General features: G+C 60.2%; 21 protein-coding genes and 2 tRNA genes. 18 read left to right on the top strand and 5 right to left on the bottom strand.

What is annotated here, in order from left to right; all coding sequences use genetic code 11:
• Positions 1–25 precede the first annotated feature (25 nt).
• The 3 genes from B0H98_RS09620 to B0H98_RS09610 are packed head-to-tail and all read right to left on the bottom strand — an operon-like array spanning position 26 to position 2,944.
• The gene (locus tag B0H98_RS09620; protein WP_106374858.1) at positions 26–775 is read right to left on the bottom strand and encodes an ABC transporter ATP-binding protein; all 750 of its coding nucleotides are present in this window, start codon (positions 773–775) and stop codon (positions 26–28) included.
• Positions 769–1,839: a FecCD family ABC transporter permease gene (locus tag B0H98_RS09615; protein WP_106374857.1), complete on the bottom strand. Its 1,071-nt coding sequence runs from the start codon at positions 1,837–1,839 to the stop codon at positions 769–771. The genes B0H98_RS09620 and B0H98_RS09615 overlap by 7 nt, the downstream gene beginning before the upstream one ends.
• On the bottom strand, positions 1,829–2,944 hold the full coding sequence (locus B0H98_RS09610; RefSeq protein WP_244183064.1) for an ABC transporter substrate-binding protein: 1,116 nt from the start codon (positions 2,942–2,944) through the stop codon (positions 1,829–1,831). Before B0H98_RS09610 ends, B0H98_RS09615 begins: the two co-directional genes overlap by 11 nt.
• 225 nt (positions 2,945–3,169) lie before the next feature.
• On the opposite strand from B0H98_RS09610, the gene B0H98_RS09605 reads away from it, so the two are divergent.
• Both B0H98_RS09605 and dapB read left to right on the top strand, forming a co-directional pair.
• Entirely contained in the window at positions 3,170–3,460 is a 291-nt protein-coding gene (locus B0H98_RS09605; protein ID WP_106374855.1) for a DUF2218 domain-containing protein, read from the top strand.
• Positions 3,461–3,534: 74 nt separating this feature from the next.
• On the top strand, positions 3,535–4,344 hold the full coding sequence (gene dapB, locus B0H98_RS09600) for a 4-hydroxy-tetrahydrodipicolinate reductase (protein ID WP_106374854.1): 810 nt from the start codon (positions 3,535–3,537) through the stop codon (positions 4,342–4,344).
• A 3-nt stretch (positions 4,345–4,347) separates the two neighbouring features.
• Here dapB and B0H98_RS16975 read toward each other — a convergent pair whose 3' ends face one another.
• Positions 4,348–4,527: a hypothetical protein gene (locus B0H98_RS16975; protein ID WP_146130247.1), complete on the bottom strand. Its 180-nt coding sequence runs from the start codon at positions 4,525–4,527 to the stop codon at positions 4,348–4,350.
• Positions 4,528–4,702: 175 nt separating this feature from the next.
• Between B0H98_RS16975 and carA the strand changes: the two genes are divergently transcribed.
• The 3 genes from carA to greA all read left to right on the top strand — a co-directional run bounded on the left by carA (position 4,703) and on the right by greA (position 9,618).
• Positions 4,703–5,848, top strand: coding sequence for a glutamine-hydrolyzing carbamoyl-phosphate synthase small subunit (gene carA / locus B0H98_RS09590; protein WP_208623604.1), 1,146 nt, complete (start codon positions 4,703–4,705; stop codon positions 5,846–5,848).
• 66 nt (positions 5,849–5,914) lie between these two features.
• Complete coding sequence (carB, locus tag B0H98_RS09585; protein WP_106374851.1) at positions 5,915–9,145, top strand: carbamoyl-phosphate synthase large subunit; 3,231 nt, start codon at positions 5,915–5,917, stop codon at positions 9,143–9,145.
• Positions 9,142–9,618 carry a transcription elongation factor GreA gene (greA, locus tag B0H98_RS09580; protein ID WP_106374850.1) on the top strand — a complete coding sequence of 159 codons (477 nt, stop codon included), beginning with the start codon at positions 9,142–9,144 and terminating at the stop codon, positions 9,616–9,618. Before carB ends, greA begins: the two co-directional genes overlap by 4 nt.
• Positions 9,619–9,727: 109 nt before the next feature.
• Here greA and yhbY read toward each other — a convergent pair whose 3' ends face one another.
• Positions 9,728–10,054, bottom strand: a complete 327-nt coding sequence (gene yhbY, locus B0H98_RS09575) for a ribosome assembly RNA-binding protein YhbY (protein ID WP_106374849.1) — start codon at positions 10,052–10,054, stop codon at positions 9,728–9,730.
• Positions 10,055–10,168: 114 nt separating this feature from the next.
• On the opposite strand from yhbY, the gene rlmE reads away from it, so the two are divergent.
• The 13 genes from rlmE (at position 10,169) to truB (ending at position 23,175) form a co-directional block, all read left to right on the top strand.
• Positions 10,169–10,816, top strand: a complete 648-nt coding sequence (gene rlmE / locus B0H98_RS09570) for a 23S rRNA (uridine(2552)-2'-O)-methyltransferase RlmE (protein WP_106374848.1) — start codon at positions 10,169–10,171, stop codon at positions 10,814–10,816.
• Between the two features lie 204 nt (positions 10,817–11,020).
• A complete protein-coding gene (gene ftsH / locus B0H98_RS09565; RefSeq protein ID WP_106374847.1) occupies positions 11,021–13,030 on the top strand; it encodes an ATP-dependent zinc metalloprotease FtsH in 2,010 nt (669 codons plus the stop codon).
• Positions 13,031–13,162: 132 nt separating this feature from the next.
• Entirely contained in the window at positions 13,163–14,041 is an 879-nt protein-coding gene (folP, locus tag B0H98_RS09560; protein WP_479715054.1) for a dihydropteroate synthase, read from the top strand.
• Positions 14,038–15,387, top strand: a complete 1,350-nt coding sequence (gene glmM, locus B0H98_RS09555; protein ID WP_106374845.1) for a phosphoglucosamine mutase — start codon at positions 14,038–14,040, stop codon at positions 15,385–15,387. The genes folP and glmM overlap by 4 nt, the downstream gene beginning before the upstream one ends.
• A gap of 78 nt (positions 15,388–15,465) precedes the next feature.
• Positions 15,466–16,215 (top strand): triose-phosphate isomerase, encoded by a 750-nt coding sequence (gene tpiA / locus B0H98_RS09550; protein WP_106374844.1) that lies wholly within the window; start codon positions 15,466–15,468, stop codon positions 16,213–16,215.
• 4 nt (positions 16,216–16,219) lie between these two features.
• Complete coding sequence (gene secG / locus B0H98_RS09545; RefSeq protein WP_106374843.1) at positions 16,220–16,579, top strand: preprotein translocase subunit SecG; 360 nt, start codon at positions 16,220–16,222, stop codon at positions 16,577–16,579.
• A gap of 32 nt (positions 16,580–16,611) precedes the next feature.
• Positions 16,612–16,698, top strand: a tRNA-Leu gene (locus B0H98_RS09540).
• Positions 16,699–16,838: 140 nt separating this feature from the next.
• A tRNA-Met gene (locus B0H98_RS09535) sits at positions 16,839–16,915 on the top strand.
• Positions 16,916–17,218: 303 nt separating this feature from the next.
• Entirely contained in the window at positions 17,219–17,680 is a 462-nt protein-coding gene (gene rimP, locus B0H98_RS09530) for a ribosome maturation factor RimP (RefSeq protein WP_106374842.1), read from the top strand.
• 72 nt (positions 17,681–17,752) lie between these two features.
• Positions 17,753–19,264 (top strand): transcription termination factor NusA, encoded by a 1,512-nt coding sequence (gene nusA / locus B0H98_RS09525; RefSeq protein WP_106374841.1) that lies wholly within the window; start codon positions 17,753–17,755, stop codon positions 19,262–19,264.
• 27 nt (positions 19,265–19,291) lie between these two features.
• The gene (gene infB, locus B0H98_RS09520; RefSeq protein ID WP_106374840.1) at positions 19,292–21,826 is read left to right on the top strand and encodes a translation initiation factor IF-2; all 2,535 of its coding nucleotides are present in this window, start codon (positions 19,292–19,294) and stop codon (positions 21,824–21,826) included.
• 18 nt (positions 21,827–21,844) lie between these two features.
• Positions 21,845–22,255, top strand: coding sequence for a 30S ribosome-binding factor RbfA (gene rbfA, locus B0H98_RS09515; protein ID WP_106374839.1), 411 nt, complete (start codon positions 21,845–21,847; stop codon positions 22,253–22,255).
• The gene (gene truB / locus B0H98_RS09510) at positions 22,255–23,175 is read left to right on the top strand and encodes a tRNA pseudouridine(55) synthase TruB (protein ID WP_106374838.1); all 921 of its coding nucleotides are present in this window, start codon (positions 22,255–22,257) and stop codon (positions 23,173–23,175) included. The genes rbfA and truB overlap by 1 nt, the downstream gene beginning before the upstream one ends.
• The last annotated feature ends 72 nt before the right edge of the window (positions 23,176–23,247 follow it).

Genomic DNA, 23,247 nt, shown 5'->3' with positions numbered 1-23,247 from the left:
TTTCGAGAGTTTCAGGCCAGAAGCGCTAGACGGCTTCTTCGACGATCAGCTGAGGGCGGCCTTTCGAGCAGGGCTCGATACGTGCCGCCACCTTGTACACCTGGCGTAAGAGCGCCGGGGTGATCACGTCTTCAGTGGGGCCGCAGGCAATCAGGCGGCCGTTTTCGAGCACCATGGACGCGTCGGTAAAGCGCAGCGCGTGGCCCAGATCGTGAAGCGCCACCAGAATCAGCATGCCGCGCTCGTCGGCCAGACGGCGCAGCACCGTCAGAAGGTTGATCTGGCGGTTGAGATCCAGCGCCGAGGTGGGTTCATCCAGCATCAGAATCTCGGGTTCCTGCACCAGCGCCTGGGCCGCGCTCACCAGCTGGCGCTGCCCGCCGCTCAAATCGCCGATATCGCGCTCGCCAAGGGCGGTGATGTTGAGCTCTTCAAGCGCCCTGTCCACCTGGGCGAGATCCTCGGGCTGTACCTTCAGGCTGCGCCCCTGCATGCGCGCCAGAAGTACTGACTCATACACCGTCAGCACCGCTCTTGCGCCGGTATCCTGGGGCATGTAGGCCACCGGGCGCTCGGCGCTGGTGTTGCTGATGGCCACCTGGCCTTCGCCTTTCAACAGCCCCAGGATACGCCGGAACAGCGTCGATTTGCCTGCAGCGTTAGGGCCTAGAAGTGCGACGACCTGGCCACCCTGGAAACACGGCGTGGTGATATCTTCCAGAATGGTGCGGCGCCCGTAGCGCGCGGATACGCGGGTGAGCTGTAAAGTTACCATGAGGCCTTCTTGTGGTTGAGCACGAGAAACAGGAAGAAGGGGATGCCCACCAGGGAGGTGATGATACCGATGGGGATGATGGTGCCGGGAATGATGATCTTGGAGATCACCGAGCCCACCGAGAGAATCAGCGCGCCGCACAGCGCCGAGCCCGGCAGGAAGAAGCGCTGATCTTCGCCCAGCAGGATACGCGCGATATGTGGCCCCACCAGACCGATAAACCCGATGGTGCCCACGAACGCCACCGCCACGGCGGCTAGCAGCGACACCAGAATCAGCACTTCTAGACGCAGCGCCCGGGGCTTGACGCCCATGCTCTCGGCCTTGGCATCGCCCAGGCGCATGGCGGTCAGCGCCCAGCCGTGGCGGGCAAGCAGCGGCATGACTGCGACGAGAATGCCCAGCGCGACCCAGAACTTGGGCCAGGTAGCCTTGGTCAGGCTGCCCATGGTCCAGAACACCACCGCCGAGACGGCTTCCTGACTTGCGAAGAACTGAATCAGCGCCATCAAGGAGTTGAAGATGAACACCATGGCGATGCCCAGCAGCACGATGGTTTCCACCGTGACGCCGCGCTTGAGGCTCAGCGCGTGGATCAGAAACGCGGTGAACATGGCCATGATAAAGGCGTTGAGGGGCACCACGAACTCGATGGCGGCAGGAATGATTGCCACGCCAAAGGCAAGCCCGAGCGCGGCGCCGAAGCTGGCCCCGGCGGAAATGCCCAGCGTAAAGGGGCTGGCCAGGGGGTTGCTTAGAATCGTCTGCATCTGCGCGCCGGCCACCGACAGGCTGGCGCCCACCACCAGTGCCATCAGCGCCACCGGCATGCGGATTTCCCACAGGATGACCCGCGCCTGCTGGCTGACGTTCTGCGGCGTCAGCAGCGCCGCGATTACTTCACCCAGGCTGTAGCGGGCAGGGCCGAGAGCCAGGTCCACGCAGAGACTGAAGAACAGGGCGACGACCAGCGCCAGTAGAATCATCTGGCGCCGGAAGACCTGGCTGCGGTAGAAGGCGCGCCCTTTGGTATAGGTCACGGTGGCAAGGGTGTCAGTCGTCATGGAGCGATACCCAGTAGCCCGGCGCGTAATCGATGGGCAGGAAGCGGTTGTGGAGTTCCTGCATGGTGGCTTCCGGGTCCAGGTCCTCGAACAGCTCCGGGTGCAGCCATTTGGCGAGCTGCTGCACGGCAACGAAGTAGTAGGGGCTGTTGTAGAACTGGTGCCAAATGGCGTGGAAATTGTCGTCTTCCACCGCCTGAATGCCGGTCATGGCGGTACGCGTCGTCAGCGCTTCAAGCTTGGCACGGGCCGCCTGCATGTCCGAGCCCGGCCCAACACCCACCCAGTCACCGCCGGGCACGTAGGCATCCCAGTTGCCGCCGGTCACCACCACGTGCTCCGGGTTGGCGGCAATGATCTGCTCGGGGTTCAGCGTGCCGAAACTGCCGGGGATGATGCCATCGGCAATGTTGGTGCCACCGGCAAGGGTAACGTACTCGCCGAAGTTGCCCGGGCCAAAGCTCATGCAGCACTCGTCGGAGTAGCCACCGGCGCGGTCAATGAACACGCTTGGGCGCTCGGGGTCGGCTTCATCGATGACGTCGGTCACGCGGGCCATCTGCTCTTCGGCAAACGTGATGAACGCTTCGGCGGCCTCTTCATCGCCCATTACCTGTCCCATGATGCGCATCGAGGGAATGGTGTGCGCAATGGGATCTTCGCGAAAATCGACGTAGATGATCGGAATGCCCAGCTGGGCAAGCTTGGCGTCGTAAGCCGCGTCTTCGGTGGCCGCCTTGGCTTCCAGGTTCATGAACACCACATCCGGCTCGAGGGAGGCGGCCTGCTCGACATCGAAGGTGCCATCCTTGAAACCGCCGAAGGTGGGGATGTCGGCGATTTCAGGAAAACGCTCGGCGTAGCGGGCGTAGTTGTCCGGGTCGGCCTGGGAGAAGTCTTCACGCCAGCCCACTACGTGGGTAAAAGGTGCATCGGGTTCGAGCAGGCCCAGCAGGTAGATCTGCCGGCCTTCACCGAGAATGACCCGTTCGGCGGGGCCATCCAGCGTGATCTCGCGTCCGGTGACGTCGGTAACCGTTATCTCGTTGGCAAGCGCCGCCGTGCAGCTCAGGGCGGCCACGGTGCTTGCCAGGATATTCAACATGTAGGATCTCATAGGCCTGCTCATCACTTGCTCAAGAGGGTTAACCGTTGGCCGTTGTCTCATGGCCCTGCGTCAGTGCGTTACGTCGAACACACCGTTTCGAGTATGTGTTTGAATATAATTCCCATTCGCATAGCGGACCATTATCATGGAAACCGCCAGAGCTGTCGAGACAGTGTCTTCATGGCTTGTCTAGCGGCCATTCCTATCTGTGGAGAGTTACGCATGCCTTTATCCCGTGCCGAGATCGCCACCGCTTCCGGTGAGCGGATTATCAACCGCCTTTGCAAGCATTGGGCGCACAAGCTGGAGGTCGAGCACACCCAGCAGGATGCCAAGATCCTGTTCCCTGATATGGGTACCTGCGTGATGCACGCCGAGCCTGCGGTGCTTTCAGTATCGATTGAAACCCAGGAAAAAGAGCATCTGGACAAGCTCGAGGGCGTGGTGGAAAGCCATCTGGTGCGTATGGCCAAGGATGAAGCGTTGACGGTCATCTGGAAAAGCCAGGCTTGAACGCGTCCGGCGCTGAAACCCTCGGTGCGTCTGTTATAATCGGCGGCTAATCTTTGACCGTCGCAGGAGTTCGCATGACCCGAGTTGCCATTGTGGGCGTGGCCGGCCGTATGGGCCGTACGCTGGTAAGTGCTTTAGAGCAGGATGCTGGTGCCACCCTTGCCGGCGGGATCGTCGAGCCCGGCAGCTCTCTGGCCGGTGCCGATATCGGTGAGCTGGCAGGCGTTGGCAAGCGAGGCGTCACGGCGGTGGATTCGCTCGCCGCCATCGTTGACGATTTTGACGTGCTGATCGACTTTACCGCCCCCCAGGTCACGCTCGCCAATCTGGCGTTCTGCGCCGAACACGGCAAGCGCATGGTGATCGGCACCACCGGCATGAGCGATGACGAGCTTGCTCAGCTGGACAGCTACCGCGACCGCGTTCCCATGGTATTCGCCCCCAACATGAGTGTGGGCGTCAACCTGACCCTCAAGCTTCTGGAAACCGCTGCCCGGGCGCTTGGCGATGAGGGCTACGATATTGAAGTGATCGAAGCGCATCACCGCCACAAGGTAGACGCCCCCTCCGGTACTGCCATCAAGATGGGCGAGGTGGTGGCCGAGAGTCTCAACCGCACTCTGAAAGAGCACGGCGTGTTCGAGCGGGTAGGGCAGTGCGGGCCGCGCACCGATAAAGAGATCGGCTTTGCCACCGTGCGCGCCGGCGACATCGTGGGTGAGCACACGGTGATGTTCGCCACCGAAGGCGAGCGCATCGAGATTACCCACAAGGCGTCGAGCCGCATGACCTTTGCCAAGGGCGCGGTGCGCGCCGCCCGCTGGGTCGCGGGTCAGGAGTGCGGCCGCTACGATATGCAGGACGTGCTGGCGCTGAACGGATAACGGTCAGAAAAACTCTGTTAAGCCCAGTGATAAAATAAAGGGCTGGCCGAAGGCGATTAAATCCTGTAACATTCCAAAAATTTTGGCCGGGCGGTGGCATGTGAGCAAGAAATAGACGGCGAAGCGCTGCGCTTGTTGCACCAGCTCTACATTAAGATTGTATGATGCCGTACGCGAAACCATGGCCACCTGCCACGGAAGAGAACAACAAGCGGGATGAAACCGATTTTTTCTTTATCGGCTTCGTCCCGCTTTTTTACGACCCGACGTTTACCGACAAACGCCGACACCGGATCGCCGAGCCTGCGCCCACAGGCTCCCACCAGCATGGGAGGATCTTGACTTGAATAACCCCGCATTGAGCAAACCCGCAATATTGGCCCTGGAAGATGGCAGTGTGTTTCATGGAGTAGCCATTGGCGCGGAGGGAGTAACGAGCGGTGAGGTGGTGTTCAATACGGCCATGACCGGCTATCAAGAAATTCTCACTGACCTCTCTTATTCCCGCCAGATCGTTACCCTTACCTATCCCCACATCGGCAACACCGGTATCAATGCTGAAGACATCGAGTCCGCCTCGATTGCCGCAGCGGGCCTGGTGATTCGCGACCTCCCGCTACTGGCCAGCAGCTTCCGCTCCGAGCAGACGCTGTCTGACTACCTGGAAAGCCAGAACGTGCTCGGCATTGCCGATATCGACACTCGCCGCCTGACGCGCATTCTGCGCGACAAGGGCGCCCAGAACGGTGCGATTCTGGCAGGTGCCGATGCCGAAGGCGATGACGCGGTCGAGCGCGCGCTGGCGGCGGCCAAGGCCTTTCCTGGCTTGAAAGGCATGGATCTGGCCAAGGAGGTCTCCTGCCAGGAGGCTTACGAGTGGACAGAAGGCGAGTGGACGCTGGGCGAAGGCTATGCCGATACCACCCAGGGCGAGCGCCCTTACCATGTGGTGGCGTATGACTACGGCGTGAAATTCAATATTCTGCGCATGTTGGCCGCCCGCGGCTGCCGCCTGACGGTGGTGCCGGCGCAGACCAGCGCTGCGGACGTACTGGCGATGAATCCGGACGGTGTGTTCCTGGCCAACGGCCCAGGCGACCCGGAGCCTTGCGACTACGCCATCAAGGCCATTCAGGAAGTGCTCGAAACCGACACCCCGGTATTCGGTATCTGCCTGGGCCACCAGCTGCTGGCGCTCGCCTCCGGCGCCAAGACTGTCAAGATGAGCCACGGTCACCACGGTGCCAACCACCCGGTGCAGGATCTGGACACCGGCACGGTCATGATCACGAGTCAGAACCACGGCTTTGCGGCCGATGAAGCGACGCTTCCCGCGAATCTGCGCGCCACGCACCGTTCGCTGTTCGACGGCACGCTTCAGGGCATCGAGCGCACCGACCGCCCGGCGTTCAGCTTTCAAGGCCACCCGGAAGCGAGCCCCGGCCCGAAAGACGTGTCGCCGCTTTTCGACCGCTTCATCGAGATGATGCAGGCGCGCCGCTAAGGCGCCCAGCATCACCGTATTGCCGTCTCTTGTCGCTCATCGTCACCATTTTTTGCGGGAACCGTTATGCCTAAGCGTACCGACTTAAACAGTATCTTGATCATTGGCGCAGGCCCCATCGTCATCGGCCAGGCCTGCGAATTCGACTACTCCGGCGCCCAGGCGTGCAAGGCGCTGCGTGAAGAGGGTTACCGGGTCATTCTGGTCAACTCCAACCCCGCCACCATCATGACCGACCCGGCCATGGCGGATGCTACCTACATCGAACCGATTACCTGGCAGGCCGTCGAGAAGATCATTGAGGTCGAAAAGCCCGACGCCATCCTGCCGACCATGGGCGGCCAGACCGCGCTGAACTGTGCGCTTGATCTGGAAAAGCATGGCGTGCTCGAAAAGCACGGCGTGGAGATGATCGGTGCCAACGCCGATGCCATCAACATGGCCGAGGACCGCGACCTGTTCGACCAGGCCATGAAGCGCATCGGCCTTGAGTGTCCGAAGGCGAAAGTGGCCCACACCATGGACGAGGCCTGGGAAATTCAGGCGGAGCTTGGCTTTCCGACCATCATTCGGCCTTCCTACACCATGGGCGGCTCCGGCGGCGGCGTGGCGTACAACAAGGAAGAGTTCGAAGAGATCTGTACTCGCGGATTCGAGCTTTCCAACAACCACGAGCTCTTGATCGACGAGTCGCTTCTGGGCTGGAAAGAGTACGAGATGGAGGTCGTTCGCGACAAGAACGACAACTGCATCATCGTCTGCGCAATCGAAAACTTTGACCCCATGGGCGTGCATACCGGTGACTCCATCACCGTGGCCCCGGCGCAGACGCTGACGGATAAAGAGTACCAGATCATGCGCGACGCGAGCCTGGCGGTACTGCGCGAGATCGGCGTGGAAACCGGCGGCTCCAACGTTCAGTTCGGCATGGACCCGAAGACCGGCCGTCTGGTGGTCATCGAGATGAACCCGCGGGTGTCGCGCTCCTCGGCGCTGGCCTCGAAAGCGACCGGTTTTCCGATCGCCAAGATCGCCGCCAAGCTCGCGGTGGGCTACACCCTGGACGAGCTGCAGAACGACATCACCGGCGGCGCGACCCCGGCGTCCTTCGAGCCGTCCATCGACTACGTCGTCACCAAGATTCCGCGCTTCACCTTCGAGAAGTTCCCCCAGGCCAACGACCGCCTGACCACTCAGATGAAGTCCGTAGGTGAGGTGATGGCGATTGGTCGCACCTTCCAGGAGTCCTTGCAGAAAGCGCTGCGCGGGCTGGAAACCGGCAACGACGGCCTCGATCCGATCATTACCGACTTCAATCCGGACAACATGGCCCTGATCAAGGGCGAACTTCAGGCCGCAGGCGCCGAGCGCATCTTCTATGTGGCGGACGCCATGCGCGCCGGCATGAGCGTGGACGAGATCTTCGCGCTGACCAACATCGACCCCTGGTTCCTGGTTCAGATGGAAGACCTGGTGCTTTCTGAGGCGGCCGTCGCCAAGCGCACGCTGGCCGATTTCTCCGCGCAAGAGCTCTACCGCCTCAAGCGCAAGGGCTTTGGCGATGCGCGTCTGGCCAAGCTCTTGAACGTCAGCGAAAAGGAGTTCCGCCAGACGCGCCAGGCCGCCGGCATTCGCCCGGTCTACAAGCGTGTGGACACCTGTGCTGCCGAGTTCGCATCAAGCACCGCCTACATGTACTCCACCTACGAGGAGGAGTGCGAGGCGGACGTGTCCGATCGTCAGAAGATCATGGTACTGGGCGGTGGCCCGAACCGGATCGGCCAGGGCATCGAGTTTGATTACTGCTGTGTTCACGCCGCCTTTGCCATGCGCGATGACGGTTACGAAACCATCATGGTCAACTGCAACCCGGAAACCGTGTCTACCGATTACGACACCTCGGATCGTCTCTACTTCGAGCCGGTAACGCTTGAGGACGTACTCGAGATTGCCGACAAGGAGAAGCCGGTCGGCGTGATCGTCCAGTTCGGTGGTCAGACGCCGCTGAAGCTGGCCCGCGAACTCGAAGCTGCCGGCGTGCCGATCATCGGCACCACGCCGGATGCCATCGACCGCGCGGAAGACCGCGAGCGCTTCCAGGTCATGATCGACAAGCTCGGCCTGAAGCAGCCGCCCAATGCCACTGCGCGCAGTTTCGAGGAAGCCTTCGCCAAGGCCGAGAAGATTGGCTATCCGCTGGTGGTGCGTCCAAGCTACGTGCTGGGTGGCCGGGCCATGGAGATCGTCTACGACGCCTCCGAGCTCGAGAACTACATGACCAACGCGGTCAAGGTTTCCAACGATTCGCCGGTGCTGCTGGATCACTTCTTGAGCGCGGCGGTCGAGGTGGATATCGATGCCGTGTCCGATGGTCAGCAGGTGGTGATCGGCGGCATCATGCAGCACGTCGAGCAGGCGGGCGTTCACTCCGGCGACTCCGCCTGTGCGCTGCCGCCTTACTCGCTGCCGGCGGATGTGCAGGACGAGATGCGCGATCAGGTCAAGCGCATGGCCGTTGAGCTGGGTGTCAAGGGGCTGATGAACGTACAGCTGGCCTGGCAGGATAACGAGATCTACGTGATCGAGGTCAACCCGCGCGCCTCGCGTACCGTGCCGTTCGTTTCCAAGTGCATCGGCACCTCGCTTGCTCAGATTGCCGCACGCTGCATGGCGGGCACGACGCTTGCAAGCCAGGGCTTCGAGCGCGAAATCATCCCGCACTTCTACAGCGTCAAGGAAGCGGTGTTCCCGTTCAACAAGTTCCAGGGCGTTGACCCGATTCTTTCGCCGGAAATGAAGTCCACGGGCGAAGTGATGGGCTCGGGCGATACCTTCGCCGAAGCCTTCTTCAAGGCGCAGCTGGGCGCGGGTGAAGCGATCCCGGCGCTCGAGGGTGAGCGCAAGGCGTTCCTTTCCGTGCGCGAGCCGGACAAGGAGGGGATTATCGAAGTAGGCCGTTCTCTGCTAACATTGGGGTTCACGTTATGCGCAACACACGGCACGGCCGCAGCGCTTGAAGCGGCTGGCCTGGCAGTGGAGCGCGTCAATAAAGTCTACGAAGGCCGCCCCCATATCGTCGATCTGCTGAAGAACGACGAAATCGCCTACATTGTGAACACCACCGAAGGTCGTCAGGCAATCAACGACTCTTCGATCATTCGCCGTACTGCTCTTGCGCGCAAGGTGCCTTATGCAACCACCTTGGCGGGGGCTAATGCCGTTTGCATGGCGCTCGAGTACGGTCGGGAGATTACGGTGCGGCGCCTTCAGGATCTGCATGCAGGAGCGAGTCAATGAACAAGGTCCCGATGACGGTCGCGGGAGAAAAGAGCCTTCGCGAAGAACTCAATCATCTCAAGGGTGAGGAGCGCCCCCGAGTGATTGCCTCGATCGCCGAAGCGCGTGAGCATGGCGATCTCAAGGAGAACGCCGAGTATCACGCCGCTCGCGAGCAGCAAGGATTTATCGAAGGGCGCATTCAGGAGATCGAGAGCAAGCTTTCCGTGGCCCAGGTGATCGATGTCACCAAGCTGCCCAAGACCGGCAAGGTGATCTTTGGTGTCACGGTGTCGCTGCTTAACCTGGATACCGATGCCAGCGTCACTTACCGCATCGTGGGTGAGGACGAGGCGGATATCAAATCCGGCCGCATCTCGGTGACATCACCCATTGCCCGCGCGCTGATCGGCAAGGAAGAGGGCGATGTGGCCGTGGTGAAAACGCCGGGCGGCGACGTCGAGTATGAAGTCGAAAGCGTCGAGCATCTGTAAGCACGCGCGCTCATAGCCGCGTAGAGGCGCCCGATCAACCGGGCGCCCACAAAAAAGCCCGCCAGTTCAACATCTGCTGGCGGGCTTTTTGACGTTCGGTCAACGGCGCTTAGTGGCGGCCGTGATGGTCCTCGAAGCGCGTCACGTTGGAAAGCTTCGGATTGGCCTTGGGGTTGCGGCGATAGAGTAGCGCCATCTTGCCAATCGTCTGAACCACTTCGGCGCGGCTGTCAGCCACCAGTTCATTGAGCATGGCCGCACGGTCGTCACGTTCAGGCAGGGCAAGTTTCACCTTGATCAGTTCGTGATCGTTGAGCGCGCGGTTGAGTTCTGCGAGCAGATTTTCGGAGACGCCGTTCTCAGAAACGGTGACCACGGGGTTCAAATGGTGGCCAATGCTGCGAAATGCTTTCTTTTGTGCCTGTGACAAGCTCATGGTATCTTGCGGTATCCCGGTTAGCGCTTAACGCTCCATCTTACGGTGAAATGCCACCGAGTGAAAGCAATCGCGTCAATGCGCCCATCTCTTATTCCAGTGTCAGATTCTCATATGCAGCAAAAGCCCCCAAAGCCCAAACACGCCGTCAGCAAGACCAGCAATAACTGGAAGAAGGAACATTTCGACGACCAGTACGTGAAGCAGAGCTGGCAGGATGGCTACCGTTCCCGCGCAAGCTACAAGCTGCTGGAACTCGATGAGAAGGATAAGCTGTTTCGTTCGGGCATGACGGTAATCGACCTGGGAGCGGCGCCGGGCGGCTGGAGCCAGATTGCCGCCGAGAAGGTGGGCCCGGAAGGCGTGGTGATTGCCTCGGACATACTGGAAATGGATGCCCTTGCTGGCGTGGACTTCATTCAGGGCGATTTTACCGAGGAGAGCGTGCTGAACGCGATCCTCGAGCGGTTGGGAAATCGCCCCGTGGACCTTGTGATGTCCGACATGGCCCCCAATATGAGTGGTATGGCCGCGATCGACCAGCCCCAGGCCATGTATCTGGTAGAACTTGCGCTTGAACTGGCCCGCGAAACGCTGCCCCCGGGTGGGCGGTTTCTGGCCAAGGTATTTCAGGGGGAGGGGTTTGACGCTTACCTCAAGGAGCTTCGCAGCAGTTTTGATCGGGTCGTGACTCGCAAGCCGGACGCCTCGCGAGCACGTTCGCGGGAAGTCTACTTTTTAGCCGAGGGGTTTCGCGGCTAAACTAGTGAAGTGTGTATAGCAAAGATTTATCACAGCGATTGCCAGACAGGCAGGCGCAAGGTGTGTCACATTATGCGCATGAGATAAGCGTGACACAGATGGCCCAAAGCCAACGGCGCTTTGGCAAGGGTTGAACGTCTGGTACTGCGGCAGGGTCTTAGTATCGGCGGTTAACTGACGGATTCTTGTAATGAGGGTAGCCCCTTGAACGATATGGCGAAGAACCTGATTCTGTGGCTGGTCATTGCGGCTGTGCTACTGACAGTGTTCAACAATTTTAGTACGGAAAGTGCTCCGCAAAACACGAACTACTCTCAGTTCGTGCAGCAGGTGCAAAACCAGCAGATCCGCAGTGTCACCATCGATGGCTATACCATTGCCGGTGAGCGTACGGATGGGTCGCAGTTCCAGACCATTCGTCCGGCGGCGGAAGATCCCAAGCTGATGGACGACCTGCTCAGCAACAACGTGACCGTCGTAGGCAAGGAGCCAGAGCAGCAGAGCATCTGGACGCGTCTGCTGATTGCAAGCTTCCCGATTCTATTGATCCTGGCCATCTTCATGTTCTTCATGCGCCAGATGCAGGGCGGTGCCGGCGGCGGCAAGGGCGGCCCCATGAGCTTTGGTAAATCCAAGGCCAAGCTCCTATCTCAGGATCAGATCAAGACGACCTTTGCCGACGTCGCCGGCTGTGATGAAGCCAAGGAAGAAGTGGAAGAGCTGGTCGACTTCCTGCGCGAGCCCACCAAGTTCCAGCGTCTGGGCGGCACCATTCCGCGCGGTGTATTGATGGTGGGTCCTCCGGGTACGGGTAAGACGCTGCTGGCGAAATCCATTGCCGGCGAAGCGAAAGTACCGTTTTTCTCGATTTCAGGTTCCGACTTCGTTGAAATGTTCGTAGGTGTCGGTGCCTCGCGTGTGCGTGACATGTTCGAGCAGGCCAAGAAGCAGGCACCCTGCATCATTTTCATCGACGAGATCGACGCTGTGGGCCGTTCACGCGGTGCCGGCATGGGCGGCGGTAACGACGAACGCGAGCAGACGTTGAACCAGCTGCTGGTCGAGATGGATGGTTTCGAGGCCAACGAAGGCATCATCGTGATTGCCGCGACCAACCGCCCCGACGTACTCGACCCGGCGCTGCTGCGTCCAGGCCGCTTTGACCGTCAGGTCACCGTAGGTCTGCCGGATATCCGCGGCCGTGAGCACATCCTGGGCGTTCACCTGCGCAAGGTGCCGCTGGCCGAAGACGTCAAGCCGTCGCTGATTGCGCGCGGTACGCCGGGCTTCTCGGGCGCGGACCTGGCCAACCTGGTCAACGAGTCGGCGCTGTTTGCCGCGCGCCGTAACAAGCGTCTGGTCGGCATGGAGGAGCTTGAGCTTGCCAAGGACAAGATCATGATGGGCGCCGAGCGAAAATCCATGGTCATGACCGATAAAGAGAAGCTCAATACGGCCTATCACGAATCCGGCCACGCGATCATTGGCCTGGTAATGCCCGAGCACGACCCGGTCTACAAGGTCACGATCATCCCGCGCGGACGTGCTCTGGGTGTGACCATGTTCCTGCCCGAGGAAGATCGCTATAGCCTGTCGCGTCAGCAGATTCTCAGTCAGATCTGCTCGCTGTTTGGCGGACGTATCGCCGAAGAGATGACGCTGGGGCCGAACGGGGTCACCACCGGTGCTTCCAACGATATCAAGCGCGCCACCGAGCTTGCCCACAACATGGTCGCGAAGTGGGGTCTTTCCGATGAGATGGGCCCGATCATGTACGACGAAGACGAGTCGCATCAGTTCCTCGGCGGCCCGGGTCAGGGTGGCAGCAAGCTGAAGTCCGGCGATACCACTACGCGTCTGGACAAGGAAGTGCGCAAGATCATCGATGAGTGCTACGAGCAGGCGCGCCAGATTCTGCACGATAATCGTGACAAGCTGGATGCCATGACCGAAGCGCTGATGAAGTACGAGACCATCGATGCCAATCAGTTGAAGGACATCATGGAAGGCCGTGAGCCGCGTCCGCCGGAAGGCTGGAACGACGGCGACTCATCAGGCGGCGGCACGCGCGTCAGCGACGATGCACCCAAGGCGCAGGGCGGTACCTCGACGCCGCCGGATAGCAGTGCCTCTGGCGATGACGGCGAAGAAGAGGATGACGATGGCCCGCGCCGTCGCCCCTCGGACCCGCTGGGTGGCTCGACCGGCCCCTAAGCACTTCTGGCAGCTCATCAAGGCGCCCCATCATGGGGCGCCTTTTTGTTATCCTGTGGTCAACCCTAGCGCTGCTTCTTTTTTATAGGCGTCAGCATGAAATCAATAATCGACCCTCCTAAGTCTCAAGTAATGAATGATAATGTGAACATGCGCTGCGGGCGCCACCGGCTCGATCTCTCCTTTCCCCGCGTGATGGGCATCTTGAACGTCACGCCGGACTCGTTTTCCGACGGCGGCCGGCATATCGCCCCGGAGGATGCGTTGCGCCACGCCGAGCAGATGCTGGCCGAAGGAGCGGCCATCATCGATGTAGGGGGCGAGTCCACACGCCCGGGGGCGGCGCCCTTGAGCGAGCAGCAGGAGCTCGACCGCGTAGCGCCGGTAGTGGAAGCGCTGGTGCGCGAGCTGGATGCGCTGGTGTCCGTGGATACCAGCAGCCCTCTGGTGATGCGTGAAGCGAGCGCACTGGGCGCTGGCATGCTCAACGATGTGCGCGCTCTCGAGCGTGAAGGCGCCTTGATGGCGGCAATTGGCAGCGGGCTTCCCGTCTGCCTGATGCATCGTCAGGGCGAGCCGCAGGATATGCAGCAGTCACCGGCCTATGACCAGCCGGTGGAGCAGGCGGTGACCGAGTACCTGGCACAGCGGGTGGCCGAATGCGAAGCTGCGGGGCTTGAGCGCAGCCGGATGCTGCTGGACCCGGGATTCGGGTTTGGCAAGACCGTCGAGCATAACCTGCGTCTGCTGAAATATATGCGCGCGCTGGAAGCACTGAAGCTGCCGCTGCTGGTCGGCATGTCACGCAAGAGCATGATCGGCAAGGTGCTGGGTCGCCCGGTGGAGGAGCGTCTGGCCGGCGGGCTGGCCCTGTCGGCGATGGCCGTCGAGCGCGGTGCGCGGATTCTGCGCGTACACGATGTAGGGCCAACGGTGGATGCCGTCAATATGGCCTGGGCGGTGCTACAGGAGGGGTGTGAAATGCCCATGAACGAGGAAGGTCAGCTATGACACGACGCTATTTTGGTACCGACGGTATTCGCGGCACGGTCGGGCAGGCTCCCATCACCGCTGACTTCATGCTCAAGCTTGGCTGGGCGGCGGGACAGGTGCTGCGCCGTGAGAAGGGGCGCACGCGCGTGCTGATCGGCAAGGATACGCGTATTTCAGGCTACATGTTCGAGTCCGCTCTTGAAGCCGGGCTTTCGGCGGCGGGTGTGGATGTTTCGCTATTGGGGCCCATGCCCACGCCGGGAATCGCCTACCTGACCCGCACCTTCCGGGCCGATGCCGGTATCGTCATTTCCGCCTCGCATAACCCGTTCGATGACAACGGCATCAAGTTCTTCTCGGCGGAGGGCAAGAAACTTCCCGATGATATCGAGCACTGTATCGAGGCCATGCTGGAGGCGCCGCTGACGACCGCCGAGGCGGTACAGCTGGGCAAGGCCACGCGCATCAACGATGCTGCCGGGCGCTATATCGAATTCTGCAAATCCACTTTGCCGGACCGCTTGAGCCTGCACGGTCTGAAAGTGGTGCTGGACTGTGCCCATGGGGCGACCTACCACATCGCACCCAGCGTATTTCGCGAGCTTGGCGCGGAGGTCAGCGTCATTGGCGCGTCACCGGATGGTCTGAACATCAACCATCAGGTGGGCTCGACGCATCCGGCTGCTCTGCGTGCCTCGGTCATTCATCAAGGCGCTGACCTGGGGATAGCATTTGACGGCGACGGCGACCGGGTTCTGCTGGTGGATGGCGATGGTCGTGAGGTCGATGGCGACGATATTCTCTATCTGATCGCGCGCGACCGCTTTGAGCGCGGCCTGCTGGAAGGTGGTGTGGTGGGCACCCTGATGAGCAACTTCGGTCTTGCCATGGCGCTTGAGAAGCTGGGTATCCCGTTCAAGCGTGCCAAGGTGGGTGACCGCTTCGTCATGGAAATGATGGCGGACAACGGCTGGGAGTTGGGTGGCGAGGCTTCGGGGCATATCGTTTGTGGGCATGTGCAGACTACCGGCGATGGTATCGTCTCGGCGCTGCAGGTGCTGGCGCTGATGATGCGCGAGCAGAAATCACTGCCTGCCTTGCTTCAGGGGCTCGAGAAAGTGCCCCAGGCGCTGGTCAACGTGCGTTTGCCCGCCGGTACAAAGGCAAGCGATGTAATGGCCTCGAGCGCGCTCGATGAGGCTGTCGCCACGCTGGAACAAGAGCTTGGCGATCAGGGGCGGGTGCTGCTGCGCCCCTCGGGAACCGAACCCTTGATTCGCGTCATGGTGGAAGGGCGCGAGCATCTGAACGTCGATCAACTGGCCAACACGCTGGCTGAGCGTGTGCAGGCCTTGCTCAAATAACGCGGCTGTGCTTGTCAGCGGTTGTCTTGACAAGGCCGCTCCTATACCATTTCGCTCCACCTTGAGTGAGGAGTGTCGATGCGTACGCGATTAATTGCCGGTAACTGGAAGATGAACGGCTCCACATCACTGATTGACGACTTCGGTCGCGCGTTTGCCGACGCAGCGCTGCCCGAGGCGGTCGATGTCGTGGTGATTCCGCCTTTTCCCTACCTGGATGCGGCACGTCAGGCGTTTCGCGATACGCCGCTGCAGTTAGGCGCGCAAACGCTCAATCCGATCGACTCAGGGGCACATACCGGCGAAGTCAGTGGCCGTATGCTCAAGGAGCTTGAGGTCACGTACGTGCTGGTAGGTCACTCCGAGCGTCGCGAGCTTTATCGGGAAAGCGACGAGCAGGTGTTTGACCGTTTGCTGGCCGCGCTGCATAACGGGCTTGTGCCGATTCTGTGTGTGGGCGAGTCGCTTGCCGAGCGTGATGCGGGGCAGACCATGGACGTGGTGCTGCGCCAGGTAGGTTACGCCATGGCAAGGCTCGACCCCGAGCAGCGCCAGCAGGTGGTCATTGCCTATGAGCCCGTCTGGGCCATCGGTACCGGCCGCACGGCCACGCCGGAACAGGCTCAGGAAGTGATGGCCGGAATCCGCGCCTATCAGGCAGGATTCAATGCCGCGCTTGCCGAGCAGCTTACGCTGCTTTACGGCGGCAGCATGAACGCAAAAAATGCGGCTGAGCTACTTGCCCAGCCGGATATCGACGGCGGTTTGGTGGGTGGTGCTTCGCTCAAAACCGACGATTTCTACGCCATTTGTCAGTCAGCAGGATAACGCCATGCAAGTTGCAATTCTTATGGTCCATGTGGTGATTGCGGTCGCCCTGGTGGTATTGATCCTGCTTCAGCAGGGTAAAGGTGCCGAAGCCGGTGCTGCCTTCGGTGGCGGTGCTTCGCAAACCGTCTTTGGCTCGCGCGGTAGCGGCAGTTTCCTGTCACGTACCACGGGTATTCTGGCGGCCGGTTTTTTCGTGACGTCCATGGCGCTGGCGTACTTTGCAACGCAGGCAGGTCAGGCACCGGAAGCGGGTATTCCCGATTCACGTCTGATTGAACAGCAGCAAAACGTACCGACGCTTGACGACAGCCCTGCAAGTGTGGATAATACCGCGCCAGTGCTAGAGGAAAGCGGCGAGTAATCGTCGAGCATGTTTTTCTAGCCTCCCCTGATGCCGAAGTGGTGGAATTGGTAGACACGCTATCTTGAGGGGGTAGTGACCGTATGGTCGTGCGGGTTCAAGTCCCGCCTTCGGCACCATCTGTTTTGCTGGCTCGCCAGCTTCCCAGAATCTTTGTCAAGGCAATGCCAAGACAAGGAGAACCAGGTTTGGCACCTGCGACAAAAAAGATAGCTTGACGTAAGTGGTTCAAGTGTCTAGTATTGTCGATCTAGATTGATGCGGGGTGGAGCAGTCTGGTAGCTCGTCGGGCTCATAACCCGAAGGTCATCGGTTCAAATCCGGTCCCCGCTACCATTTCCTGGTAACATGTTGTAAAGCGGTTTTTCCGGCAGTATCACCTGGTGATACGCCAACAAGGAAAAGCGCTGGCAGGTAAAACCTGTTTCATGTTGCTAAGATGGTATTACAGGTTTCTTATGAAAAGCCCCTTCCTGTGAAGGGGCTTTTTGTTAGCAAGCTTTTTGTTAACAAGAGTGTCTCAGAGCGGATATCGTCCGAGTTGCCGGAGACACATTCCGGGTAACGCCAATCAGCCACCTAGCTTTTCTCTCGACTCCTGGCCAGGTGCCTGATGCAACGGCTATAGGAGCTTTGTCTGTGGCCACAAAACACGCGGCGCTTCATGCGCTTATTGAACCTGTCGTAGCCGCCATGGGCTTTGAACTGTGGGGCATCGACCATCTTTCCCAGGGCAAGCATTCGCGCTTGGTGATCTACATCGAACGCGAAAGTGGCGTCAGCGTGGAAGACTGCGCGGATATCAGTCGCCAAGTCAGTGCCGTCATGGACGTTGAAGATCCCATCCCCGGTGAGTATCGGCTGGAAGTCTCTTCGCCCGGTATGGCGCGCCCCCTGTATACCCTGGACCAATTTACTCGCTACCAAGGCCATCACGTCGCGCTGAAACTGCGCGTAGCGTTTGACGGTCGGCGCAAGTACCAGGGGCTTTTGGCGGGTATCGAGGGCGATGAAGTACTGCTGCAGATGGATGGCGAAGAGTATTGCTTCCCCATTGAAAGCATCGATTCAGCGCACATCGTACCGCAGTTCGACGATTAACCGGGTGGCGACGCTGCCGGCAGGCTGCCGGGGTGATGCACAAAAGGACAGGTTTTCTGGCGAGGCAAACGCATGAGTAAAGAAATTTTAATGGTCGTTGACGCCATCTCCAACGAGAAAGGCGTTCCCCGTGATGTCATCTTCGAAGCGGTAGAAGCCGCTCTGGCGAGCGCGTCACGCAAGCGTTTTGAAAATGAAGAAGCCAATGTGCGCGTGCATATCGACCGCCGCACGGGTGAATACGACACCTTCCGCTACTGGACGGTCGTCGAAGATGACGAATTCGAGACGCCGGATTACGAAATCAAGGAAAGCATCGCCGAGCAGCGCGACCCGCCTTTGAAACTGGGCGACGTGGTCGAAAAGCAGATCGAGAACGCGATGTTTGGCCGTATTGCGGCGCAAACCGCCAAGCAGGTCATCGTCCAGAAAGTGCGTGAAGCCGAGCGTGCCGAAGTGGTTCGCCAATACGCCGACCGCGAAGGCGAGCTGGTTGCCGGTATCGTCAAGAAGACGACCCGTGACGGCCTGATCATCGATCTGGGCGAGAACGCCGAAGCGTTCCTGCCGCGCAACGAGATGATTCACGGTGAGCGCTACCGCATGAACGAACGCGTACGTGCGCTGCTGGTCAAAGTTGATCCGGATGCGCGTGGCGCCCAGCTTCAGCTGTCGCGTACCAATCCGGCGCTGATCATTGAGCTGTTCAAGATTGAAGTACCTGAAATCGCGGAACAGCTTATCGAAATCAAGGGTGCTGCCCGCGACCCGGGCTCACGGGCCAAGATTGCGGTCAAGACCAACGACCGTCGCATCGACCCGGTCGGTGCGTGTGTCGGTATGCGCGGTTCACGCGTTCAGGCGGTCTCATCCGAGCTGCAGAACGAGCGTGTGGATATCGTGCTGTGGGATGACAATCCCGCCCAGCTGGTGATCAATGCCATGGCGCCCGCCGACGTTGGGTCTATCCTTGTGGACGAAGACGCCCACGCCATGGACGTCGCCGTCGCTCAGGACAACCTGGCCCAGGCGATTGGTCGTAGCGGTCAGAACGTGCGCCTGGCCTCGGAACTTACCGGCTGGCGTATCAACGTCATGACCGAAGAGGAAGCCGAGTCCAAGCGCGAGCAGGAAATCGATAGCCTGGTGGACTCCTTCGTTCAGCATCTGGGCGTGGACGACGATGTCGCCCGCCTGCTGGTGGAAGAAGGGTTTACCACGCTTGAAGAAGTCGCCTACGTGCCGCTTGAAGAAATGCTCGAAATCGAAGAGTTCGATGAAGAGCTGGTTGAAGAGCTACGCGCGCGTGCGAAAGACGAGCTGCTGACGATGGCCATTGCCTCGGAAGAAGCACTGGACGGTGCCCAGCCAGCAGCTGATCTGCTGGAAATGGACGGTATGGAGCGCCACCTGGCCTTCATTCTGGCCAGCCGCGGCATTGTCACTATGGAAGATCTCGCCGAACAGTCTGTCGACGATCTGGTCGATATCGAGGAGTTGGACGAAGCGCGCGCAGCGGCACTGATCATGACTGCCCGTGCGCCCTGGTTCGAAGATGACGCATCAGATTCGAACACACAGTAAACAGGTCACGGGCTGAGGAGGGTCACTATGTCAGATATGACAGTTAAAGATTTTGCAGTAAAGGTGGGCCGTGATGTGCCCCGCCTATTGGAACAGATGAAAGAAGCCGGTTTGAAGCACGCCTCGGAAGGCGATGCCGTTTCTGAAGAAGACAAGCAGAAGCTGCTCAGCTTTCTGAAGAAGAGCCACGGCGGCGCTGAAGCGGATGCAGGCAAGAACCGCATTACGCTGACGCGCAAGACGCGCAGCCGCATCAAGACCGGCGAGCGTGGCAAGACCATTGAGGTTCAGGTCCGCAAGAAGAAGACCTACGTCAAGCGTGAAGAAGACGAGAAGCCGAAAGCGGCCGAGCCCAAGCACACCGGCCCGCGTCAGCTGGTAGGCGATATGGCGGAAGCCGAAGCCGAGCGTAAAGCACGTGATGCGCGCGACGCGGAAGAAAAAGCGGCGGCGGCCAAGGCCAAGGCTGCAGAAGACGCCGCGCGTAAGGAGACGGAAGCCAAGGCGGCTGCCGAACCCAAGCTCGACGTGCCTGAGCTGCAGATCGACGAGGAAGCGCCGACTGGCGAAGATATGCCGCCGGCACCGCCGAAAGAAGGTCGTACCGACCGTCGCACTGCGCCGCCCAAGAAAACCGCGGCCAAGAAGAAAGGCCGTGACGACGACGATGACCGTGGCGATCGCGAAGAGCGTAAGCGTGGCGGTGGCGCCAAGAAGGTCAAGCGTGCTGAACGTCGTGGCGGCCGTCGCGGTGGCGCAAGCCAGAGCGGCAACGGCAAGCATGGCTTCCAGAAGCCGACCCAGCCGATCGTGCGCGAAGTCTCGATCCCTGAGTCGATCAGCGTCGCCGAGCTTGCCGACAAGATGTCGATCAAGGCCAACGAAGTGATCAAGGCCATGTTCAACATGGGCGCGGCCGTGACCATCAACCAGACCATCGATCAGGATACCGCCGCGATCGTGGTGGAAGAGATGGGTCACCGCGTCAAGCTGGTGAAGGATGATGCGCTGGAAACGGAAATGCTCGAAGGCATCTCCTACGAAGGCGAAGAGATCACCCGTTCACCGGTCGTGACCGTCATGGGTCACGTTGACCACGGTAAGACATCGCTTCTGGATTACATTCGTCGTGCCAAGGTAGCCACCGGTGAAGCCGGCGGTATTACCCAGCACATCGGTGCCTACCACGTCGAAGATGACCACGGTGGCGTTACCTTCCTGGATACCCCCGGCCACGCGGCGTTTACCGCCATGCGTGCCCGCGGTGCCAAGGCCACCGACGTGGTTATCCTGGTAGTGGCGGCGGACGACGGCGTGATGCCGCAGACCATTGAAGCAATCGAGCACTCCAAGGCGGCCGAAGTACCCATGGTCGTGGCAGTGAACAAGATTGATAAACAGGGCGCCGATTTTGACCGCATTCGTAACGAACTCTCGCAGCATGGCGTGATTTCTGAAGATTGGGGCGGCGATACCCAGTTCGTTCACGTGTCCGCCAAGACCGGTGAAGGCATCGAAGAACTGCTGGAAGCGATCCAGCTGGTGTCTGAAGTGCTCGAGCTTAAAGCGGTACCGTCAGCACCGGGTAAAGGTGTAGTGGTCGAGTCGCGCCTGGACAAAGGCCGTGGCCCCGTAGCTACCGTACTGGTACAGAACGGCACGCTGAAGAAAGGCGACATCGTACTGGCAGGCCTGCACTACGGCCGCGTACGGGCACTGACCAACGAGCTAGGCCAGCAGGTCGAGAACGTTGGCCCGGCCATGCCGGTAGAGATTCAGGGCCTGGACGGCACGCCGGACGCCGGTGACGACTTCATGGTCGTGGCGGACGAGAAGAAAGCCCGCGAAGTGGCCAACTTCCGTCAAGGCAAGTACCGCGAAGTGCGCCTGGCGCGTCAGCAGAAAGCCAAGCTCGAGAACATGTTCAGCCAGATGGGTCAGGACGAAGTGGCCAAGGTCAACATCGTACTGAAAGCCGACGTGCAAGGCTCGCTGGAAGCCATCAAGGGTGCCCTTGAAGAGCTCTCCACCGACGAAGTACAGGTGGCGGTGGTCTCCTCGGGTGTGGGCGGTATCACCGGTACCGACGCCAACCTGGCGCTGGCAAGTGAAGCCATCGTGGTCGGCTTCAACGTACGTGCCGACGCCGCTGCCCGCGAGATCATCGAGCGTGAAGGCCTGGATCTGCGCTACTACAGCGTCATCTACCACCTGATCGACGAGGTCAAGCAGGCGATGAGCGGTATGCTCGCGCCGGAGTGGAAAGAAGAGATCGTTGGCGTTGCCGAAGTTCGCGACGTGTTCCGTGCGCCGAAGATCGGTGCCGTGGCCGGCTGTATGGTCGTCGAAGGTACCGTATCGCGCAGCAAGCGCATCCGCGTTCTGCGTGACAACGTGGTCATCTACGAAGGTGAGCTTGAGTCGCTGCGCCGCTACAAGGACGACGTGCAGGAAGTTCGCAACGGCGTCGAGTGTGGTATTGGCGTGAAGAACTACAACGACGTCCAGGTCGGCGACAAGATCGAAGTCTTCGACCAGGTCAAGGTCGAGCGCACCCTGTAAGGGCCGCGAGGAGCAATCATGCGCGAATTCAAGCGTACCGACCGGGTAGCCGACCAGCTCCAGAAGGAGCTGGCGGTACTCATCCAGCGCGAGGTCAAGGACCCGCGTCTGGGCATGATTACGGTAAGCGGCGCGACCGTCAGCCGTGATCTTGGCTACGCCGATATCTATGTCACCCTGCTGGGTGAACAGGAGCCCGAGCGTATCAAGGAGAACCTGCAGGTGTTGAAGCGCGCTGCCGGTTTTCTGAGAAGCCAGATTGCCAAACGTATCAAGCTGCGCCACGTGCCTGAACTGCGCTTTCATTACGATGAAAGCGTGGTGCGCGGTCAGCACCTTTCGTCCCTGATTGACGAGGCGGTTTCCACCGACCGCGCCCGTCAGGCGGATGAAGAGGATGAGTCTGGTCAAGGTGAGGAGACGCGCTAATGGCTCGTCGCCGCCGCGGTTTACCGGTTAACGGTGTGCTGCTGCTGGATAAGCCCAAGGGCGTTTCCAGCAACCATGCCCTGCAGCGCGTGCGTCGTCTGTTCGAAGCACAAAAGGCAGGGCATACCGGCACGCTGGACCCCATGGCAACCGGCCTGCTGCCGATCTGCCTGGGGGAAGCTACCAAGTTCTCCGCGCACCTGCTGGAAGCCGACAAGATGTATCGCACCCGCGTTGAACTGGGTGTGATCACCGACACCGGTGATGCTGAAGGCACGGTGATCGAAACCCGTGAGGTCCCCTCCTTGACGGAGGAAGACGTCGAAGCCGCCATCGCGCGCTTTCGTGGCGAGATCGACCAGGTGCCGCCGATGTATTCGGCACTCAAGCACCAAGGTAAAAAGCTTTACGAGCTGGCCCGTGAGGGCAAGCAGGTAGAGCGTGCGGCGCGCAGGGTTAGCGTGTATGATGCGCGCCTGCTTGCCTTTGACGGTCAGGCCTTCGAGCTTGAAGTCAGCTGTAGCAAGGGCACCTATATCCGTACGCTGGCCGAGGATATTGGCCTGGCGCTCGGTTGCGGTGCGCATATCAGCCAGCTGCGCAGGCTCAAGACCGGGCCCTTTACCGGTGATGCAATGTGGACGTTGGAGGCGCTGGAAGCCCTGGCAGATCAGCCAACGCGTGAAGCGGAACTTATGCCCGTGGACGTGCTGGTCGATCATCTGCCGTCGCTTTCAGTCGATGACACGGCCCACACGCGCTTGTCTCACGGCCAGTCAGCGGTCCTTGCGACCGGTGAACTTGGACCTGACGATATCGCAAGGCTTTATTACGCCGAGTCGTTTATCGGCTTGGGGATAGTAAAAGGCGTTCAGGAAGTAGCGCCCAAGCGGCTGTTAAGTACGGTCGCTATCTCGTAGACGTTGCAAGGACGTGGCGTTTTACGCGAAAATAGCGCCTGAGACTGCAAATATGCGTGGTCTCACCCATTC

This window comes from Vreelandella songnenensis, from assembly GCF_003002925.1.
Lineage (GTDB): Bacteria > Pseudomonadota > Gammaproteobacteria > Pseudomonadales > Halomonadaceae > Vreelandella > Vreelandella songnenensis.
Note: the sequence above shows the minus strand (reverse complement) of the source record. Positions and strands in the feature narration are given on the sequence as shown.

Excerpts from the sequence above, each read along its gene's own strand:
- B0H98_RS09620 (WP_106374858.1), bottom strand. The coding sequence starts at position 775 with ATGGTAACTTTACAGCTCACCCGCGTATCCGCGCGCTACGGGCGCCGC.
- nusA (WP_106374841.1), top strand. The coding sequence starts at position 17,753 with ATGAGTAAAGAAATTTTAATGGTCGTTGACGCCATCTCCAACGAGAAA.
- secG (WP_106374843.1), top strand. The coding sequence starts at position 16,220 with ATGCAAGTTGCAATTCTTATGGTCCATGTGGTGATTGCGGTCGCCCTG.
- folP (WP_479715054.1), top strand. The coding sequence starts at position 13,163 with ATGAATGATAATGTGAACATGCGCTGCGGGCGCCACCGGCTCGATCTC.
- carB (WP_106374851.1), top strand. The coding sequence starts at position 5,915 with ATGCCTAAGCGTACCGACTTAAACAGTATCTTGATCATTGGCGCAGGC.
- glmM (WP_106374845.1), top strand. The coding sequence starts at position 14,038 with ATGACACGACGCTATTTTGGTACCGACGGTATTCGCGGCACGGTCGGG.
- tpiA (WP_106374844.1), top strand. The coding sequence starts at position 15,466 with ATGCGTACGCGATTAATTGCCGGTAACTGGAAGATGAACGGCTCCACA.
- B0H98_RS09610 (WP_244183064.1), bottom strand. The coding sequence starts at position 2,944 with ATGTTGAATATCCTGGCAAGCACCGTGGCCGCCCTGAGCTGCACGGCG.
- B0H98_RS09605 (WP_106374855.1), top strand. The coding sequence starts at position 3,170 with ATGCCTTTATCCCGTGCCGAGATCGCCACCGCTTCCGGTGAGCGGATT.
- yhbY (WP_106374849.1), bottom strand. The coding sequence starts at position 10,054 with ATGAGCTTGTCACAGGCACAAAAGAAAGCATTTCGCAGCATTGGCCAC.
- dapB (WP_106374854.1), top strand. The coding sequence starts at position 3,535 with ATGACCCGAGTTGCCATTGTGGGCGTGGCCGGCCGTATGGGCCGTACG.
- rbfA (WP_106374839.1), top strand. The coding sequence starts at position 21,845 with ATGCGCGAATTCAAGCGTACCGACCGGGTAGCCGACCAGCTCCAGAAG.
- truB (WP_106374838.1), top strand. The coding sequence starts at position 22,255 with ATGGCTCGTCGCCGCCGCGGTTTACCGGTTAACGGTGTGCTGCTGCTG.
- rlmE (WP_106374848.1), top strand. The coding sequence starts at position 10,169 with ATGCAGCAAAAGCCCCCAAAGCCCAAACACGCCGTCAGCAAGACCAGC.
- greA (WP_106374850.1), top strand. The coding sequence starts at position 9,142 with ATGAACAAGGTCCCGATGACGGTCGCGGGAGAAAAGAGCCTTCGCGAA.
- infB (WP_106374840.1), top strand. The coding sequence starts at position 19,292 with ATGTCAGATATGACAGTTAAAGATTTTGCAGTAAAGGTGGGCCGTGAT.
- B0H98_RS16975 (WP_146130247.1), bottom strand. The coding sequence starts at position 4,527 with ATGGTTTCGCGTACGGCATCATACAATCTTAATGTAGAGCTGGTGCAA.
- B0H98_RS09615 (WP_106374857.1), bottom strand. The coding sequence starts at position 1,839 with ATGACGACTGACACCCTTGCCACCGTGACCTATACCAAAGGGCGCGCC.